Origin of the sequence: Rhizobacter sp., assembly GCA_021153565.1 — a bacterium.
Classification (GTDB): Bacteria; Pseudomonadota; Gammaproteobacteria; order Burkholderiales; family Burkholderiaceae_C; genus Albitalea.
Genome location: JAJKJU010000376.1, coordinates 1 through 17,114 on the forward strand (window position 1 = coordinate 1; position 17,114 = coordinate 17,114).

Sequence of the window (17,114 nt, forward strand, 5' to 3'; positions counted from 1 at the left end):
AAATGCTCGCCATAGCCCGGGCTATGGCTGCGCTTTGCGCCTAGATCAGGTGCCTTTTGACGCGCTGCTCGGGCACGCTCGAAAAACTCTCAGCCTCTGAGCTCTTCACCAGCTCGCCTCTGAATCCACGCATGGGCCACTAGAATCGGCCCGGGAGATGCGATGCGGTTCTTCATCTGGCTCTTTCGAGCCTTCATTTTTTTTGCCCTGTTCGCCTTTGCACTGAACAACCAGCACGACGCTAGCGTCAAGTGGTTCTTCGGTCAGGAATGGCGTGCGCCCATGGTGTTCATCGTGCTTGCTGCCTTCGGGCTGGGCTGCGCCTTCGGCGTTTTCGCGATGGTTCCGAGCTGGTGGAGGCACTGGCGCGTGGCCCGCCGCACGCAAGCAAGCGCCGCGGTCGTGGTCGACAAGCCGGTGGTCATGCCCGCGATCACTCTGGCCTCTCACACCGACCACCCGCCCCGCGATGGACTTTGACCTTCAGTGGGTCCTGCTCGGACTGCCGGTGGCCTTCGCCCTCGGGTGGATGGCGTCGCGCCTTGACGTGCGGCAATGGAAGCGCGAACAGCACGAGTCGCCCAAGGCCTATTTCAAAGGATTGAACTTCCTCCTCAACGAACAGCAGGACAAGGCCATCGACGCGTTCATCGAGGCGGTTCAGCATGATCCCGACACATCGGATCTGCACTTTGCGCTGGGCAATCTCTTTCGGCGTCGCGGTGAGTACGAACGAGCCGTCCGCGTTCACGAACATCTGCTGAACAGGGCAGATCTTCCGGCCGCCGAGCGCGACCGCGCACAGCATGGTCTCGCACAGGACTACATGAAGGCCGGCCTCTTCGATCGGGCCGAAGGAGCCTGGAAAGCCTTGGAAGGCACGACATTCGACACGGAAGCTCGCCTGGCGCTCTTGACCTTGCACGAACGTTCACGCGACTGGCGTGCGGCCGTCGAAGATGCGAGCAAGCTCGAACGCAGCGGCGGCACCGGCTCGTATTCATCGCGAATCGCGCACTACTGGTGCGAACTCGCGCTGGAAGCCGATGGCCGGGGCCAGATCGCCGATGGCGACGAGGCGCTTCGCAAGGCGCGTGACGCCGCGCCGCAAGCGGCACGGCCGCTGGTGCTCGCAGGCGAGCGTGCACGCGTTGCCCGCAACCATGTGCAGGCGATGCAGGCGTGGCATCAGTTGCTGGTGACGCATCCGCATGCCTTTGCCCTCGTGGCCCGCGACTACGCCCGCAGCGCCATCGAAGCCGGCGAAGGACCTCACGCGCTTGCCGAACTCCAGGCGCTGTATCAAAAAGCGCCGTCACTCGATCTGCTTGCCGCCATCGGCCTGCTTGATGTGCAAGCATCCGCGCAGCGCCGACGCGTCGCCGATCACCTGCAGAAACACCCCAGCCTGTCTGCCGCCCGCGAGCTCCTGAAGTTACGCGCCGCCGAACTCGGCTCGGATGAAGACCCTGATGGGCAAAGCATCGAATCGGCCATCGCCCACGCAGCAAAGCCGCTTCAGCGCTATCGTTGTGCAGCCTGCGGTTTCGAGGCACAGAACTACTTTTGGCAATGCCCGGGCTGCCTGAATTGGGACAGCTATCCGACCCAGCGATTGGAGGATCTCTGATGAAGTCCATCGTCGATCGAAGCAAGTTGGCCGCATCGCGCGTGCTGGTGGTGGGCGACGCGATGCTCGACCGCTACTGGTTCGGCGCCGTGGACCGCATCTCGCCGGAAGCGCCGGTGCCTGTGGTGCGCGTGAACCGCGAAGAAGAGCGATTGGGCGGCGCTGCCAATGTGGCGCTCAACGTCAAGACGCTGAGTGCGCAGGCCACGCTGCTCACCGTTGTCGGCAACGACGAACCCGCGCGCAAGCTGCGACAGTTGCTCGAGCGCGAAGGCGTCGCCACGTTGCTTGGCGAAGATCCTCAGCTCTACACCATCGTCAAGCTGCGAGTCATCGGCCGGTCGCAACAATTGATCCGCATCGACTTCGAGAACCAACCCGACCACGAAGTGCTGGCCGGCATGCTGAGCGACTTCGAACTTGTGCTGCCGCAGCATGGCGCCGTGCTCTTCAGCGACTACGGCAAGGGCGGACTGGAACACATTCCTCGGATGATCGAGCTGGCACGGGCCGCCAAGAAGCCGGTGCTGATCGATCCCAAGGGGCACGACTACACCCGCTATGCAGGCGCCACCGTGGTGACGCCCAATCGCGCAGAACTCGCGCAGGTGATCGGGCCTTGGTCAAATGAGGAGCAACTGCACGAACGGGCGCAGAACCTCAGGCAGCAACTGCACATCGACGCACTGCTGCTCACTCGCTCCGAAGAAGGCATGTCCCTCTTCGATGCCGCAGGCCACGCCCAGGTGCCGGCGCAGGCACGGGAAGTGTTCGACGTTACCGGCGCAGGCGACACCGTCATCGCGACGCTCGCCGCCATGCTCGCCAGCGGCCTGAGCCTTCGCGAGGCCATGCCTGTGGCCAACCGCGCCGGCGGAATCGTCGTCGGCAAGTTCGGTACGGCGGGCGTCACCTACGAAGAGCTTTTCGGATGAGTTCCACAATGAGGGTCAGCGAATGAAAGTCGTGGTCACCGGCGCGGCCGGAATGATCGGCAGCAACATCGTTCACGGACTCAATGCAGTCGGCATCGACGACGTGATTGCCGTCGACGATCTCACCGACGGTCCGAAGTACCGCAACTTGCTGGGTGCGAAGCTGTCGGATTACTTCGACCGTAGCGAGTTCTACACACGCTTCGCCAAGGGCGAGTTCGGCCGCGTCGACGCAGTGCTGCACGAGGGCGCCTGCTCCGACACGATGGAGCACAACGGGCGCTACATGATGGACACCAACTACCGGTGCTCCAAGGACTTGCTAGAAGCCTGCCAGGCGCAAGGCACCCGGCTCTTGTACGCGTCGTCCGCAGCGACCTACGGCGGCAGCGCATCATTTCGCGAGGAGCCACAGTTCGAGCAACCACTGAACGTCTACGGCTATTCGAAGCTGCTCTTCGACAATGCCGTCCGGCGCATGCTGCCCACCGCAAAAACACAGGTCGCAGGCTTTCGCTACTTCAACGTCTACGGACCGCGCGAGCAGCACAAGGGACGGATGGCTTCCGTCGCCTTCCATCACTTCAACCAGTTCCGCGACAGCGGCAAAGTCAAGCTCTTCGGCGAGTACGGCGGCTATGCGCATGGCGGGCAGTCGCGCGACTTCGTGTTCGTGGACGACGTGGTGGCAGTCAACCTGTGGTTCCTGCAAAACCCGCAGGCAAGCGGCATCTTCAATCTGGGAAGCGGTCGCGCGCAGCCCTTCAACGACGTGGCAGTCGCGGCGGTCAACGCGTCTCGCAAGCTGAAGGGCGAAAGCGCAATGTCGCTCGAGGAACTCGTGCGGCAGGGCTTCATTGAATACATCCCATTCCCCGAAGCGCTCATCGGCAAGTACCAATGCTTCACGCAGGCCGACCTCGCGAGGCTTCGCGCCGTGGGCTGCCAGCATGCTTTCGCCGACGTTGCGTCCGGTGTCGAGCAATACGTCCATTGGATGGATCGCACTTTGTAGGGTGCTTGTAGTCCCGCTTCGGTGGGACAACGCTTCTCGTCAACGCTTCGTTGAAACACGGCACGGCAAGGGTGCCGTGACCATCAACCAAGCAACTCCGAGGAGGAACAAACCATGTTCAAGAAATTCGTCGCCATCATCCTGTCTTTCTTCGCTGCCGCTGCATTCGCATCGGTCGACATCAACAAGGCCGATCAGGCTGAATTGGAAGCCGTCAAAGGTCTGGGCACGGTCACCGCCGGCAAGATCATCGATGAGCGCAAGAAAGGCGCGTTCAAGGATTGGGCCGATGTACAGCAGCGCATGCACGGCATCAAGGATGCGCGTGCGACCAAGCTTTCGAACGCCGGGCTGACGGTCGGTGGCGAGGCCTACAAGTCGACAGGCGAGACTGCGAAGACCAAGGGAAAAGCCAAGACCGCCAAGACAACAAGGGACGACAAAGCCGCGAAGTCTGCGGAAAAGGCTTCCGATGCCAAGGCGAGCAAGAAGCAGGCATCACTTTGATGCCGTAAGGCTCATCACAAAAAGCTGAGAGAGCCCAGAAGAAACGCCCCGGCACCGGGGCGTTTTCTATTCGGCAGCGACTGCTTCGTACTCGGTTGGTGGCACCGTGCGGTGGCTGCGAGGTTTCCATCCGAAGAAGGCCATCACCTCATCGCGGCGCGCGAAGGTGTCCGATCGCCCCAGGGCCATCAACTCGCGCGTGTATGGCGCTTCGAAGAGCAGATAGCTCGCGAGCGCGGCGCCGCGCGCATCATCGCCGCGACCCGAAACACCAACGCCTCGCAGCAGCGCGCGGATAGGAGCTGGGAGGCTGCCGATGTGCTTTGCGGCGATGTCGTCCAAGCGCTTGCTGGGCGCAATCACCAATACATCGATGGGCCGCAGGCTGGTGCGCGACCGTGCTTCGGGCGGAAGCAGTCCGAGCGTGCTGTTGACGCGTTGCAGCCGCTCAACGTCGACAGCAAGCGCGTCGAGAAAGATGTTGGACAGCGCATGACCGGCGATCTGCGCAAGATTAGGGTACTCGCTGCTTAAGGGCCGCTCACCGACCGGCTCGTGCATTCGACCCGCACCCACGACGAGGATGCGTTCGGCTCCCAGGTGCACCGCGGGCGAGATGGGTGCTGACTGCCGCATTGACCCGTCGCCAAAATATTCGATGCGCCCGTCGATGACCAGCGGCACAGCGGGAAAGACAAAGGGAATCGCCGACGAGGCCAACAGATGCGGCACGCTGACGTCGCTTCGAACGGCGATACGCTGCGAGCGTGTCCACGGCACGACGTCTTTCACCGTGTCGTAGAAAGTCACGTGCATGCCAGAGCCGTAGCTCGAAGCAGTGACCGCCAGCGCCTGGACATGGCCATCGTGCATCATTTGCTTCAGGCGCCTTGTGTCGATGAGCTTGGCCAGCAGCATGTCGAGAGGGCTGTTATCGAGCAGCGAGCGCGGACGCGCAAGGCGGAAACGGGCGATCATCCAGCCGACTGACATCATCGTCAACCAGCGTGCGCCGGTACGAATGACGCCGATGGAGTCCGCCCGGTAGATTTGCTCGGCGCGGAAATTGCGCCAGATATGAACGAGCCCGCCAACCGCGGTGTCAAAGTTGTCCGCGCCGCAGGCGAGCGCAGTGGAGTTGATGGCACCGGCAGAGGTACCTGCGATCACAGGAAATGGATTCTCCGGTGGCGCGTCGCTGTGGCGCCGGATGCTGGCCACTGCATCGAGCACACCCACCTGGTAGGCGGCGCGAGCGCCACCGCCTGTCAGGATGAGGCCGGTGCTTGGAATATCGGGCATGTCGCAGTTTAGACAGCGACCGTGTAATGACTGATCAGGTCCAGCCCGAAGGTCGGCGCAGATGCACGAAATACTCTCAGCCTCTCAGTTCAGCCCGACACGATCTCAACGGTCGTCGTGCTTGTGGCCCTTGTCATGCCCTTTGCCATGCTTGCGCCAATCGTGATCGTCGTCACGGTCACGACCATGATCGCGGTCATGAACGTAGTGTTGCTGGTACCAATCTTCCCGCACGAAGTACACCGGCTGGCCGCAGGCGTTGTACTTGGCGCAGTGTTTGTCCCAATGTTTCTCGTGTCCTGGAGGCACGTGCAGGTAGATCGGGCTTTGGTGCACCACAACGGGAGTCTGCGTGATCACCACAGGCTGTTGGTATACGAGCACTGGGGGAGTCGGCACGTTGCCGATGTCGATGCGGCCGTAAAGTCCAGGCTGGCTGACGTTCACCGAGACGCCGACGTTGGTCTGCGCGAAAGCCGGAACCGCAAGAGCAGCGATCGCGACAGCAAGAAGGATTCGTTTCATATGGTGCCTCCGGAAGAGTCCTCAATCAACGTCTGAACACGGGTGGGTGCCGACCTCCAAAGCGGCAACAAGTCACGATTCGTACATCACTTGTGCCCGGCGGTGACTGCCTTCCTGCCAACGCGCAATCGCTGCATCGCTCGGAAAAAATTTCCCTTCGTCGCCGAGGTCGAGTTCGCCGCGAGCGGAGCCGCGTTCGACCACCAAGCGAACAGTGAGACCCTGCGTCGAGACTCCCTGTTCCGTCATCGTCTTGCGTGTCGGAAAGTCTCGCAATACGTCGGCCACCGGCGGGATGCTGCCGTTGACCTCGACACGCAGGTACTTGCCGAAGCGGCAACGGGCCGCGGTCAGGTCCCAGATCTGCTGCACATTCAGACGCACACCGCCGGAGAAGCGATCAGGCTGGACCTTGCCCTGGATGATGACGAGTTCGTCGTCCTTCAAGAGTTCCTTGTTGGCGTTGAGAACCTCCTCGTTCGCCACGGCTTCGAGCGCTTCGGTCTTGTCATCGAGCTTGAAGATCGCGACACGTCCTCGCTGCCCGTTGATGACGCGCAGATCGCTGATGATTCCGGCCAGCAGTTGCGGTTCGCGGCTGTCGATGATGTCCGCGTTGCGACGCTTGGCGAACAAGCGAACCTCGTCGGCGCTCTGGTCGAAGAGATGGCCCGACAGATAGAAACCCAGCGCCGCCTTTTCGAAGGTCAGGCGCTCCTTGATGCTCCACGGGTCTGCGGGCACGAGTTCAGGCTCTTGCGTCGACGCGGCATGCGAATCACCGAAGTCGAACAAGCCACCTTGATCGGCGTTGGCATGCTGCGTGCCGGCATAGTCGAAAGCGAGCGCAATGCTTGCGACGAGCAATGCGCGTTCGAGCCCTAGCCAGTCGAACGCACCGGCCTTGATCAATGCCTCGACCGTTCGCTTGTTGATCCGCGCTCGATCGACACGCGTGCAGAAGTCGAAGAGCGACTTGAATGGTCCGCCCTCGTTTCGAGCCTGAATGATCGCTTCGATGGCGCTCTGTCCCGTGCCCTTGATCGCGCCCAATCCGTAGCGAACGACTTTGTCGTTCACCGGCTCGAAGCGATACCCGCCAGTGTTGACATTGGGTGGCTCGAAGGTAATGCCCAGCGCCACCGCGTCGTCGTGAAAGATCTTGAGCTTGTCGGTGTCATCGAGCGCGACGCTCATGTTGGCCGCGGTGAATTCGGCCAGGTATTTCACCTTGAGCCACGCGGTGTGATACGCAAGCAAGGCATAGGCGGCGGCGTGCGACTTGTTGAAGCCATAACCCGCGAACTTCTCCATCAAGTCGAAGATCTCGTTGGCCTTCGACTCGTTGATGTTGTTGTTGGCCGCTCCCGCCGCGAAGATGGCGCGGTGCTCGGCCATCTCTTCGACCTTCTTCTTGCCCATCGCACGGCGAAGCAAGTCTGCACCGCCGAGCGAATAGCCGCCCAGGCGCTGGGCCACCTGCATCACCTGCTCCTGGTAGACCATGATCCCGTACGTCTCCTTGAGCACCTCCTCCATCAGCGGATGCGGGTATTCGACGTCTTCTCGGCCGTGCTTGCGCGCGCAGAAGGTGGGGATGAGGTCCATCGGGCCCGGTCAGTACAAGGCCACGAGCGCGATGATGTCCTCGAACACGCTTGGCTTGGCGTCCTTGAGCATGCGTTGCATGCCCGAACTTTCAAGCTGAAACACGGCAACCGTCTTGCCCTCGCTCATCAACTGATACGCACCGCGATCGTTGAGCGGGATGTTCTCGAGCGCGAAGTCCTTCTGGCTCGGATGACGCGCGCGGATGTAGTCCTTGGCGAGCTCGAGAATGGTGAGGGTCGCGAGCCCCAGGAAGTCGAACTTCACGAGGCCGGCGGCCTCCACGTCGTCCTTGTCAAACTGGCTCACTGCGCTGTCGCTGCCGGGCTGCATGTATAGCGGGCAGAAGTCGGTGATCTTGCCGGGCGCGATGAGCACGCCACCCGCGTGCATGCCGATGTTTCGAGTCACGCCTTCGAGGCGCATGGCGAGCGTGAGCAGTTCCGCCACTTCTTCTTCGTTCTTCTCGCGCTCCTCGATCTCGGGCGATTCCTTGCGCGCGTAAATGACGCCGGAGTCCGGGCTGTCTGGCACGCGCGCGAGCGTCACGCTCTTGCCGGGAGGCGCGGGAACGAGCTTGGCTATGCTGTCCACATAGCCGTACCCCATGCCCAGCACCCGGCCCACGTCGCGCAGCGCCGCCTTGGCTGCCATGGTGCCGAAAGTCGCGATCTGGCTCACTGCATCACGGCCGTATTTCTGCTTCACGTAGTCGATGACGCGATCGCGGTTACCCTGGCAGAAGTCGATGTAGAAGTCGGGCATCGACACGCGGTCCGGGTTCAGGAAGCGCTCGAACAGCAGGTTGTAGCGCAGCGGGTCGAGGTCGGTGATCTTGAGCGCGTAGGCCACGAGCGAACCGGCGCCCGATCCGCGCCCCGGCCCTACCGGGCACCCATTGTTCTTCGCCCAGTTGATGAAGTCCGCGACGATCAGGAAGTAACCCGGGAAACCCATCTTCAAGATCGTGTTGATCTCGAAGTCGAGTCGGTCCACGTAGCGCTGCCGCTCCTTTTCGCGCTGGTCCTCGTTCGGATAAAGCTGAACCAGACGCTCCATCAATCCGTCGTGCGATGCGACACGAAAGTAGTCCGCCATTGGCATCGGCGCGCCGTCGATGAGTGGCGTCGGAAAATCCGGCAATTGCGGCTTGCCGAGCACCAGTGTGAGATTGCAGCGCTTGGCGATCTCGACGCTGTTGGCGAGCGCGCTCGGGATGTCGGCGAACAGCGCCTCCATCTGCGCCTGCGTCTTGAAATGCTGTTCGCGCGTAAAGCGCTTGATGCGACGCGGATTGGTGAGCGTCTCGCCCTCGGCCACGCACACGCGGGCCTCATGCGCCTCGAAGTCTTCCGGGGCGAGGAATTGAATCGGATGCGTCGCGACCACCGGCAAATTCAATTCAGCCGCCAACGGCACGGCCGCACGCACGTGCGCCTCGCAACCGGGTTGGCCAGCGCGTTGCAACTCGATGTAGAAGCGATTGGAAAAGATGCCGGCCAGACGCGAAGCGAGCTCTTTCGCCCGCCCTGTGTCTTGCGCCATCAGCGCCTGGCCGACGGCGCCCAGTTCTCCGCCTGACAAGGCGATCAGCCCATCGTTCAAGGCCTCCAGCCATTCCCATTTCACCCAGGCCTGGCCGCGCTGCACGTTGACGAGCCAAGCACGCGACAGCAGGTCGCACAGATTCAGGTAGCCCTGTTTGTTCTGCACAAGCAGCAGCAAGCGGCGCGCCGCCTTTTCGCCGCCTTCGGGCTCCACCCACACATCGGCACCGATCAGCGGCTTCACGCCTTTCTTGCGCGCCTTGCTGTAGAACTTGATGGCGCCGAATAGATTGCTCAGGTCGCTGATCGCCAACGCGGCTTGGCCATCAGATGCCGCAGCACCCACCGCCTCGTCAATTCGCAATGTGCCGTCGACGACGGAGAACTCGGTGTGCGTACGCAGATGAACAAAAGGCATCGCGGCATTTTACGGAGACGACGATCCGTAAAATGCCGCGGGTGAAATCGATTCTGAACATCTCGGCGTATCTCTTCACTTCCTTGACGGACACCGCTGCTTTGCGCGAGAGCATCCGCTCACAAGCCGCTGATTTGTCGCTCAAAGGCACTGTCTTGCTGGCCGACGAGGGCATCAACCTCTTTTTGGCTGGGCGCGAGACCGATGTGCGCGCCTTCGTCGACTGGCTGCGCGAGGACGCTCGATTCAAGCCACTCGAACCCAAGGAGAGCTGGTCGACCGACATGCCATTCGGCAAGCTGCTCGTGAAGGTCAAGCGCGAGATCATCCGAATGAATCACCCGACGATCCAGCCCGCCACTGGCCGCGCGCCGGCGGTGGACGCGAAGACCCTGGCACGCTGGCTGGACGCCGGCCACGACGACGAAGGCCGCCCGGTTGTCACGCTCGACACGCGCAACGAGTTCGAAGTCCAGCACGGCCACTTCAAGGGCGCGATCGACTGGCACATCCGCAAATTCAGCGATTTCCCGCAAGCTGTTCTCGATCATCGCGAGGAGCTTCGTGGCAAGACGGTCGTGAGCTATTGCACCGGCGGCATCCGTTGCGAAAAGGCAGCCATCTTCATGGCCGAAGCCGGCATCGACCACGTGCTGCAACTCGACGGCGGCATCCTCAAGTATTTTGAGGAAACCGGCGGTAAGCACTTCGAGGGCGAATGCTTCGTCTTCGATGCCCGCGAGGCACTGGACGCGAGCCTGTCTGAAGTCGACGGCGAGTGACAAGAACCCGCACCTGCACGGATTCAATTGGAAACCCACAGCAGGCTGCATGGTCTACATTGGGTCGGGACGTGTACGAGGGGCATGCTTATGAAGGTGGCACGACCAAACTCTTCTCCTGCGGCAGCCTTGCCGCAGTCGGCGCTCATCGGTCGCTTTGAGCGCGTGCGCCGCATGTCGCTCGCGCTCGCCACGCCGCTGTCCGACGAAGACTGCCAGGTGCAGTCGATGCCCGACGCGAGCCCGACAAAGTGGCATCTCGCCCACGTCACCTGGTTTTTCGAAACCTTCATCCTCGAACGATTCGAACCCGGCTTTCGGGCGTTCGAGCCGATGTTCCGCGTGCTGTTCAACAGTTACTACCAGGGTGTCGGCGAGAGGCATCCGCGTCCGCAGCGCGGTCTGATCACGAGCCCGACGATGGCCGAGGTGAAGCGCTATCGCGCCAACGTCGATGAACGCATGGCTGCGCTGCTTTCGGCGCGGCCGGATGACGGGGGGCTGATCGAGCTCGTCACTCTCGGTCTTCATCACGAGCAGCAACACCAGGAACTGCTGCTGACGGACATCAAGCACGTGCTGTCGTTCAATCCGATGCACCCGCCCTATGCAAAGCGCTGGCCGATCGGCGCGGTGAATCCGCAGCCGCTTCGCTGGCACGCGTACGAAGGCGCCCTGTTCGACATCGGCCATGACCCAACGTCCGACGGCTGCTTCTGCTTCGACAACGAGACACCACGGCACAAGGCCTATCTTGCAGATTTCGAACTCGCATCGCGCCCCGTGAGCAACGACGAATTCCTCGCCTTCATCGACGACGGCGGATACCAGCGTCCCGAGCTATGGCTCTCGATGGGATGGGACTGGGTGCAGGCCGGCGGGCGAAAGTCCCCCCTGTACTGGATTTGCGACCAAGGGCGATGGCTGGCACACACGCTGCAAGGCATCGTTGAGATCGATCCGCACACGCCGGCGTGCCACCTGAGCTTTTTTGAAGCCGATGCCTACGCCCGCTGGGCCGGCGCACGCCTGCCGACCGAGGCGGAATGGGAAGTCGCCGCGCGAAAGTTGGGCAGGCCCGCTTCGACGCATGACAACTTCGCCGACCGAGGCGCCTTCCATCCGTTGCCCTCGGCAGTGCACGACGACGACGAGCCTGTGCAATTGTTCGGTGACGTCTGGGAGTGGACGCAGTCCAACTACAACCCGTACCCTGGCTACCGGCCGCTGCCGGGCGCCGTCGGCGAATACAACGGCAAGTTCATGTGCAACCAGTTCGTGCTGCGCGGCGGGTCGTGCGCGACGCCCGCCGGACATGTGCGGGCAAGCTACCGCAATTTCTTCCCGCCCGACGCACAGTGGCAGTTCACTGGCTTGCGTCTGGCCAGATGAAATTCACGCGTTGAGCCCTTCGAGCACGTCGGAGTGGAACTCACGCTGATAGAGGACATAGATGACGACCAGCGTCGCCACCATGAACACCACAGGCGAAAAGAACCAGCCGATCGCCGCGAAGGCGAAGTAGTAGGCGCGCAAGCCATCATTGAAGGTCTCCGCTGCGAGGCCCAGCACCTTGCCCGACTTCATGGCGAACGCGGCGCGCTTGTCATCCGCATCAGCCCCCATGACCTCGAACTGCTTCGCTTCCGGTGCGGAGCCGATCAGCAGCGCGCCGAAGGTGTATTGCCGCATCGACCAGGTGAAGCGGAAGAAGGCATAGACGAAGACCACGAGCATCAGGACGAGCTTCAGGTCGAACACCAGCACAGAAGTGCGGGCAGCAAAAGGCAGCTCGCGCACGAGCTCAGTGGTCTTCTCGGTCGTGCCGAGGATGGCAAGCAGGCCACCGATGATCAGGATGGTGGTTGACGCGAAGAAGGACGGGCTGGTCGACAGATTCTGGATGATCACCCCGTCGATCACACGCACATCTCGGTAGGTGCTCTGACGCATCCATTCGCGGCGGATGCGGTTGGTGGCCGCAAGAATCGACGGATGCTTGTTTGCACGATGGCGCGCGAACCATGCGTAGCCCGCCCATCCGCCGAAAAAGATCACCACCGCCACCCAGTCGATCCAGGGCAGCAGCGTGGCGATCTTGATGAAAGGTTCCATGGCGGCGACTTTATCAAGCCGCCGCCGACGCCGACGATCCGCGTCAAGCAGCGAGATCGAATACGAGGACCTCGGCCTTGTCGCCGCCGTCGATGGCGACCGTCGGCTCATTGCTCAGTTGGGCGGCGTCGCCGGCAGTCAGCGCCTTGCCGTTGACGGACACCTTGCCCCGTACCACGTGCACATAGGCCTTGCGCGCCGGGTCGACTGTGAGCTTGGCCGATTCGTCGCCATCGAAGAGCCCGGCATACATCGAGGCATCGGCATGGAGCTTCAATGAGTCTTCGCGCGCATCGCTGCTCGCGACGAGCCGCAGCGTTCCGCGCTTGGCTGCGTCTTCGACGTGGTGTTGTTCGTAGCTGGGTGCAATGCCCTGGGCGTTGGGCTGGATCCAGATTTGCAGAAAGTGCGTGGTCTCGGCAGGCGCATGATTGAATTCGCTATGCATCACGCCTCGCCCCGCGCTCATGCGCTGCACGTCGCCCGGCACGATGGACGTGCCGTTGCCCATGTTGTCCTTGTGCGCCAAGGCGCCTTCGAGCACGTAGCTGATGATTTCCATGTCGCGGTGAGCGTGCGTGCCAAACCCCGTGCCCGGGGCGATGCGGTCTTCGTTGATGACGCGCAGGTTGCCGAATCCCATGTGGTTCGGGTCGTAGTAGTCAGCGAAGGAAAAACTGTGAAAGCTCTTGAGCCAGCCGTGGTCGGCGAAGCCGCGATCGCAGGACTTGCGAAGAGTGATCATGAAACGCTCCTTTGATCTTCTCAATGTAGAAGTGCAAGCTACAGCAGTCGACGATCTCACGTTGAAGCATGCATTCAAATAAGATGAACCTCCTGCAGTTTTCAGCGCCACTATCCCCATGACTGCCTCCCGCAACGTGCTCACGCCCGAAGCGCTGGCGATGATGGACCTCATCGCCCGCACCGGCAGCTTCGCGGCCGCAGCGCGCGAACTCGGCAAGGTGCCTTCGGCGCTGACCTACAACGTGCGCCAACTCGAGGATGCACTTGACGTGCTGCTCTTTGACCGGCGCTCGCGCCAGGCCAAGCTCACTGCCGCGGGCGAAGAACTGCTGAACGAAGGCAGGCGTCTGCTGGAACAGATGGACGCCGTCGCCAACCGCGTGAAGCGCGTGGCCACCGGCTGGGAAACCCAGCTCACGATCGCGGTGGATGGCGTCATTTCTCCTATCACGGTGTTCGAACTGTGCGATGCGTTCTTCGCTCTACACCCGCATGAATCGACGTCCTCGGCCGAGCTCGACGAAAGCAGCGGCCCTGGTACGCGGCTGCGCCTGCGCACCGAGGTGTTGGCCGGCACCTGGGAGGCGTTGACCAGTGGCGTGGCCGATCTCGCCATCGGTACCCGCTTCGGGTCGGACCATGCACCGCATCCGGGCATCCAAATGCTGCCCTTAGGCGAGATGAACTTCGTCTTCGCCGTGGCACCGCACCATCCGCTCGCGAACTTCCAGGGCGCTATCGGCGAGGCTGAGCTGCTGCGGCACCGCGCGGTGGCCGTTGCCGATTCGGCCCAGCGGATGACGCCAGTGACCGTGAACCTCCTGCCTGGGCAGGATGTGTTCACGGTCGCAAGCACCCAGGCCAAGATCGAGGCCCAATTGCGCTGTCTTGGCTGCGGCTACTTGCCTGAGCCGCTGGCGCGTGACCACATCGAAGCGGGCCGGCTCGTCGTGAAAGAAACGCAACGCCGGGGAAGCGCGGCCCGCTTCGGCTATGCATGGCGCACCGGCAACGGGCCGGTGGGACTCGCCTTGCAGTGGTGGCTCGAACAACTCGAAAGCCCAACGACGCGGCAGGCCTTGCTGGAGCGTCACGGCAGCGTGCTCGCAAACTACGGCTGAAAGGCTGGGAGACATGCACCGAAGCGATCTTCCTGGCGCTGGTTACATCGGCCGCTTCGCGCCATCGCCTACCGGGCCGCTGCATGCCGGCTCGCTGGTGGCGGCATTGGCCTCATGGCTCGACGCCCGCGCTTATGGCGGCAAGTGGCTCGTGCGGATCGAAGACGTGGACCTTCCGCGCTGCGTGCCCGGAGCGGACCGAGTGATCCTTGAACAACTTGAGGCCTGTGGTCTTGTGCCCGATGACTTGCCGGTGTGGCAATCCCGACGCGACGAGCTTTATGCCGACGCGCTGCAGCACCTGCTGGCCGCTGATCACGTATATGCCTGCGCTTGCTCGCGGCGCGAGATCTCGCTTGCAGCGCAATCCGAGGGCCAGGAACTCACCCGCCATGCGGAGCTGGTCTACCCCGGCACCTGCCGCAACGGCCTCAAGGGCAAGGCAGCGCGAGCGATGCGCGTTCGCACGCTCAACGCGAAGGGCCACGATGTGCAAATCGAATGGACGGATCGCCGGCTCGGCGCGCAGCGACAGAATCTGGCTCGTGCAGTGGGCGACTTCGTGCTGCACCGCGCCGACGGCTTGTGGGCCTACCAGATGGCTGTCGTCGTGGACGATGCGCTACAGGGTGTTTCCCACGTCGTGCGAGGCGAAGACCTCTCGGACAACACGCCGCGTCAAATCCATCTGCAACGCCTTCTGGGCTTGCCCACACCGGTCTACCTCCACACGCCGTTGGTGCTCGGGGCCAATGGCGAGAAACTGTCGAAGCAGAACGGCGCTACACCCCTGAACCTGCGCGACTGCCTTGCCGCCCTGCGGACCGCGGGTGTCTCCCTGGGCATCGCCACCGAGGCGTCGGACCTCAACTCGTGGCTCACGCAGGCCATCGTCCAATGGCGGGAAAAGTGGGCATTGCCGGTGGCATGATGCGCACCCTCATTTGCAACTCAAGGACGTCAAGATGATCACCACCCCTTCCGGTCTCCAGTATGAGGACACCGTCACCGGCAGCGGCGAGGAGGCCAAGGCCGGACAGCACGTCACCGTGCACTACACGGGTTGGCTCTACGACAACGGGGTCAAGGGCGCAAAGTTCGACAGCAGCAAGGATCGCCGCACCCCATTTGATTTCGGCCTCGACCAGGGTCAGGTCATCAAGGGATGGGACGAAGGCGTACAGGGAATGAAGGTCGGCGGCACGCGCGTGCTCGTCATTCCGCCGCAATTGGGCTACGGCTCGCGCGGCGCGGGCGGAGTGATTCCGCCCAACGCCACGCTGATGTTCGAAGTGGAATTGCTGGGCGTTTGACGCGGGGGGTTGGAGTTGCATCAAGGCCCAACCCCGGGCTCTGCCCGAGCTGAAAAATGCCTCTTGATCAACCGGCCACCTTCTTCTCGGCCTTGATATCGGACAAGGCCTTGACTTCGGCAGCCTTCGCTTCCTTCTTGCAAGCGCGCTCATCGGCGCCCTTCTTGTCTTCGCATTTCTCCTTGGCGACAGCGTACTGTTGCTCCACCTTCATCTTCTCAGCCTTGATGCGGTCGGCGTCCTTGCCGCTGCGGCTGAAGTCAAGGTCAGCCAATGCGATCTTTTCCTTGGCCTTGGCTTCCTTCTCGCAGATGTCGTTGGCGTTACCCTTCAGCGGCTCGCACGCCTTCTTGGCGTCCTTGTACTCAGCCGTGATCTTGTCCTTGGCGGCTTTGTAGTCCTCCTTGCTCATCGCGTCGGCCGCGAAACTCGACGAGATCGCGAACATGGAAGCGACCAGAAGGGAGAGTTTGAGCGAATGGGATGGGGACATGTCGAATCCTTTCAGGAAGTTTGGAAGTCAGTCTTCGAAGTGCATGCCTTCAAAGTTTGTCATGTGGCCGAGATTCTTCTCAGCCTTGCGAATCAGAATCCAGGTCCAGGCGGCGACGATCATCGGAGGCACGAGAGCCAGGGACAGAAACAGACCGCTGCGCATGACAACTCCCGTCGTTGTTGAAGACCAGGGAAGTATTCGCCGGCATGGCTGTGCGTCAAAAGCGGACGTTGCCGCAGGATCGCGTAGTTTTCGTCCTACGGCATCTGATACAAAGGCTGCTTCGAACCGCTGCCCAAGCATCTTGCGCCGTGGCGCAAGATGCTTCCTGTGTAGGATATCCCTGACGCTCTCGCACGACATCGCCCGATGGCAGCTCCATTGACCATAAGACACACTGGAAACAAGCTCAGTGTCGTCCGCTTGTTTCTGGGCGTGTCCCCTGCAAGACACGGCGATCGAGCAATTCGGCCCACCTGTGGAATCCCATGCCAATCACGATCGACACAGTCATGGCGCACTTGAGAACCTACATCGTTGAGGACAGCCCGGTCATCCGCGAAAACCTGATCGCAACGCTGGAAGAGATGTTGCCTGTGGAAGTCATCGGCACGGCGGAAGACGAATCGAGTGCGGCACAGTGGCTCGGCAAGTCCGACAACGCATGTGACCTCGTCATCATCGACATTTTCCTCAAGAGCGGATCCGGTCTCGGCGTGTTACAGGCTGCGCGCAATGCCGCGGTCGGCCGAAAGCTGGTGGTGCTCAGCAACTACGCCACGCCCGACATGCGCCGCAAGTGCCTGCAATTGGGTGCAGACAAGGTATTCGACAAGTCGAACGAGATCGACGGTCTCATCAACTACTGTGCGCGTCTCGCATCGGGCGAGGACACGAGCAGCTTCGCACAGCTGCCTTCATAGCGTGCGTTCTTGCTGGCCGCTGAGAGGCTGAGAGCATTTCGAACGTGTCCGAGCAGCACGTCAAAAGGCGCCTGATCTAGGCGCAAAGCGCAGCCATAGCTTGGCTATGGCGAGCATTTGCAACGACGAG

17 protein-coding genes and 1 pseudogene are annotated in these 17,114 nt (G+C 62.0%); 11 read left to right on the forward strand and 7 right to left on the reverse strand.

Annotation, left to right across the window (positions count from 1 at the left end; genetic code table 11):
• The first annotated feature begins 162 nt into the window (after positions 1 to 162).
• The 5 genes from AC30NL_RS23005 to AC30NL_RS23025 all read left to right on the forward strand — a co-directional run bounded on the left by AC30NL_RS23005 (position 163) and on the right by AC30NL_RS23025 (position 4,087).
• A complete protein-coding gene (locus AC30NL_RS23005; protein WP_489466302.1) occupies positions 163 to 480 on the forward strand; it encodes a lipopolysaccharide assembly protein LapA domain-containing protein in 318 nt (105 codons plus the stop codon).
• Positions 470 to 1,630: a lipopolysaccharide assembly protein LapB gene (gene lapB / locus AC30NL_RS23010; protein ID WP_489466303.1), complete on the forward strand. Its 1,161-nt coding sequence runs from the start codon at positions 470 to 472 to the stop codon at positions 1,628 to 1,630. The genes AC30NL_RS23005 and lapB overlap by 11 nt, the downstream gene beginning before the upstream one ends.
• A complete protein-coding gene (gene rfaE1 / locus AC30NL_RS23015; protein WP_489466304.1) occupies positions 1,630 to 2,565 on the forward strand; it encodes a D-glycero-beta-D-manno-heptose-7-phosphate kinase in 936 nt (311 codons plus the stop codon). Before lapB ends, rfaE1 begins: the two co-directional genes overlap by 1 nt.
• 22 nt (positions 2,566 to 2,587) lie before the next feature.
• Positions 2,588 to 3,580 carry an ADP-glyceromanno-heptose 6-epimerase gene (gene rfaD, locus AC30NL_RS23020; protein ID WP_489466305.1) on the forward strand — a complete coding sequence of 331 codons (993 nt, stop codon included), beginning with the start codon at positions 2,588 to 2,590 and terminating at the stop codon, positions 3,578 to 3,580.
• A 114-nt stretch (positions 3,581 to 3,694) separates the two neighbouring features.
• Positions 3,695 to 4,087: a ComEA family DNA-binding protein gene (locus AC30NL_RS23025; protein WP_489466306.1), complete on the forward strand. Its 393-nt coding sequence runs from the start codon at positions 3,695 to 3,697 to the stop codon at positions 4,085 to 4,087.
• Between the two features lie 66 nt (positions 4,088 to 4,153).
• Here AC30NL_RS23025 and AC30NL_RS23030 read toward each other — a convergent pair whose 3' ends face one another.
• The 3 genes and pseudogenes from AC30NL_RS23030 to dnaE form a co-directional block, all read right to left on the reverse strand.
• Positions 4,154 to 5,389: a patatin-like phospholipase family protein gene (locus AC30NL_RS23030; protein WP_489466307.1), complete on the reverse strand. Its 1,236-nt coding sequence runs from the start codon at positions 5,387 to 5,389 to the stop codon at positions 4,154 to 4,156.
• A 105-nt stretch (positions 5,390 to 5,494) separates the two neighbouring features.
• A complete protein-coding gene (locus AC30NL_RS23035; protein WP_489466308.1) occupies positions 5,495 to 5,914 on the reverse strand; it encodes a hypothetical protein in 420 nt (139 codons plus the stop codon).
• A gap of 72 nt (positions 5,915 to 5,986) precedes the next feature.
• Positions 5,987 to 9,487 (reverse strand): annotated as a pseudogene (dnaE, locus tag AC30NL_RS23040) (DNA polymerase III subunit alpha).
• Positions 9,488 to 9,519: 32 nt separating this feature from the next.
• Here dnaE and AC30NL_RS23045 point away from each other — a divergent pair.
• Both AC30NL_RS23045 and egtB read left to right on the forward strand, forming a co-directional pair.
• On the forward strand, positions 9,520 to 10,269 hold the full coding sequence (locus tag AC30NL_RS23045) for a sulfurtransferase (protein ID WP_489466309.1): 750 nt from the start codon (positions 9,520 to 9,522) through the stop codon (positions 10,267 to 10,269).
• An 84-nt stretch (positions 10,270 to 10,353) separates the two neighbouring features.
• On the forward strand, positions 10,354 to 11,661 hold the full coding sequence (egtB, locus tag AC30NL_RS23050; RefSeq protein WP_489466310.1) for an ergothioneine biosynthesis protein EgtB: 1,308 nt from the start codon (positions 10,354 to 10,356) through the stop codon (positions 11,659 to 11,661).
• 3 nt (positions 11,662 to 11,664) lie between these two features.
• Here egtB and AC30NL_RS23055 read toward each other — a convergent pair whose 3' ends face one another.
• Both AC30NL_RS23055 and AC30NL_RS23060 read right to left on the reverse strand, forming a co-directional pair.
• Positions 11,665 to 12,384, reverse strand: a complete 720-nt coding sequence (locus AC30NL_RS23055) for a DUF599 domain-containing protein (RefSeq protein ID WP_489466311.1) — start codon at positions 12,382 to 12,384, stop codon at positions 11,665 to 11,667.
• A gap of 43 nt (positions 12,385 to 12,427) precedes the next feature.
• Positions 12,428 to 13,129 (reverse strand): pirin family protein, encoded by a 702-nt coding sequence (locus tag AC30NL_RS23060; RefSeq protein ID WP_489466312.1) that lies wholly within the window; start codon positions 13,127 to 13,129, stop codon positions 12,428 to 12,430.
• A 118-nt stretch (positions 13,130 to 13,247) separates the two neighbouring features.
• Here AC30NL_RS23060 and AC30NL_RS23065 point away from each other — a divergent pair, with 118 nt between their 5' ends.
• From AC30NL_RS23065 to AC30NL_RS23075, 3 genes are read left to right on the forward strand one after another with little or no spacing between them, the layout of a single operon-like run.
• A complete protein-coding gene (locus AC30NL_RS23065) occupies positions 13,248 to 14,252 on the forward strand; it encodes a LysR family transcriptional regulator (protein ID WP_489466313.1) in 1,005 nt (334 codons plus the stop codon).
• A gap of 13 nt (positions 14,253 to 14,265) precedes the next feature.
• Positions 14,266 to 15,183 (forward strand): tRNA glutamyl-Q(34) synthetase GluQRS, encoded by a 918-nt coding sequence (gene gluQRS, locus AC30NL_RS23070; protein ID WP_489466314.1) that lies wholly within the window; start codon positions 14,266 to 14,268, stop codon positions 15,181 to 15,183.
• A 34-nt stretch (positions 15,184 to 15,217) separates the two neighbouring features.
• The gene (locus tag AC30NL_RS23075) at positions 15,218 to 15,565 is read left to right on the forward strand and encodes an FKBP-type peptidyl-prolyl cis-trans isomerase (RefSeq protein WP_489466315.1); all 348 of its coding nucleotides are present in this window, start codon (positions 15,218 to 15,220) and stop codon (positions 15,563 to 15,565) included.
• Between the two features lie 67 nt (positions 15,566 to 15,632).
• Here AC30NL_RS23075 and AC30NL_RS23080 read toward each other — a convergent pair whose 3' ends face one another.
• Positions 15,633 to 16,058 (reverse strand): hypothetical protein, encoded by a 426-nt coding sequence (locus tag AC30NL_RS23080; protein ID WP_489466316.1) that lies wholly within the window; start codon positions 16,056 to 16,058, stop codon positions 15,633 to 15,635.
• 27 nt (positions 16,059 to 16,085) lie between these two features.
• The gene (locus AC30NL_RS23085) at positions 16,086 to 16,223 is read right to left on the reverse strand and encodes a hypothetical protein (RefSeq protein WP_489466317.1); all 138 of its coding nucleotides are present in this window, start codon (positions 16,221 to 16,223) and stop codon (positions 16,086 to 16,088) included.
• Positions 16,224 to 16,549: 326 nt separating this feature from the next.
• Between AC30NL_RS23085 and AC30NL_RS23090 the strand changes: the two genes are divergently transcribed.
• Positions 16,550 to 16,984 (forward strand): response regulator transcription factor, encoded by a 435-nt coding sequence (locus tag AC30NL_RS23090; RefSeq protein WP_489466318.1) that lies wholly within the window; start codon positions 16,550 to 16,552, stop codon positions 16,982 to 16,984.
• Positions 16,985 to 17,114: the final 130 nt, after the last annotated feature.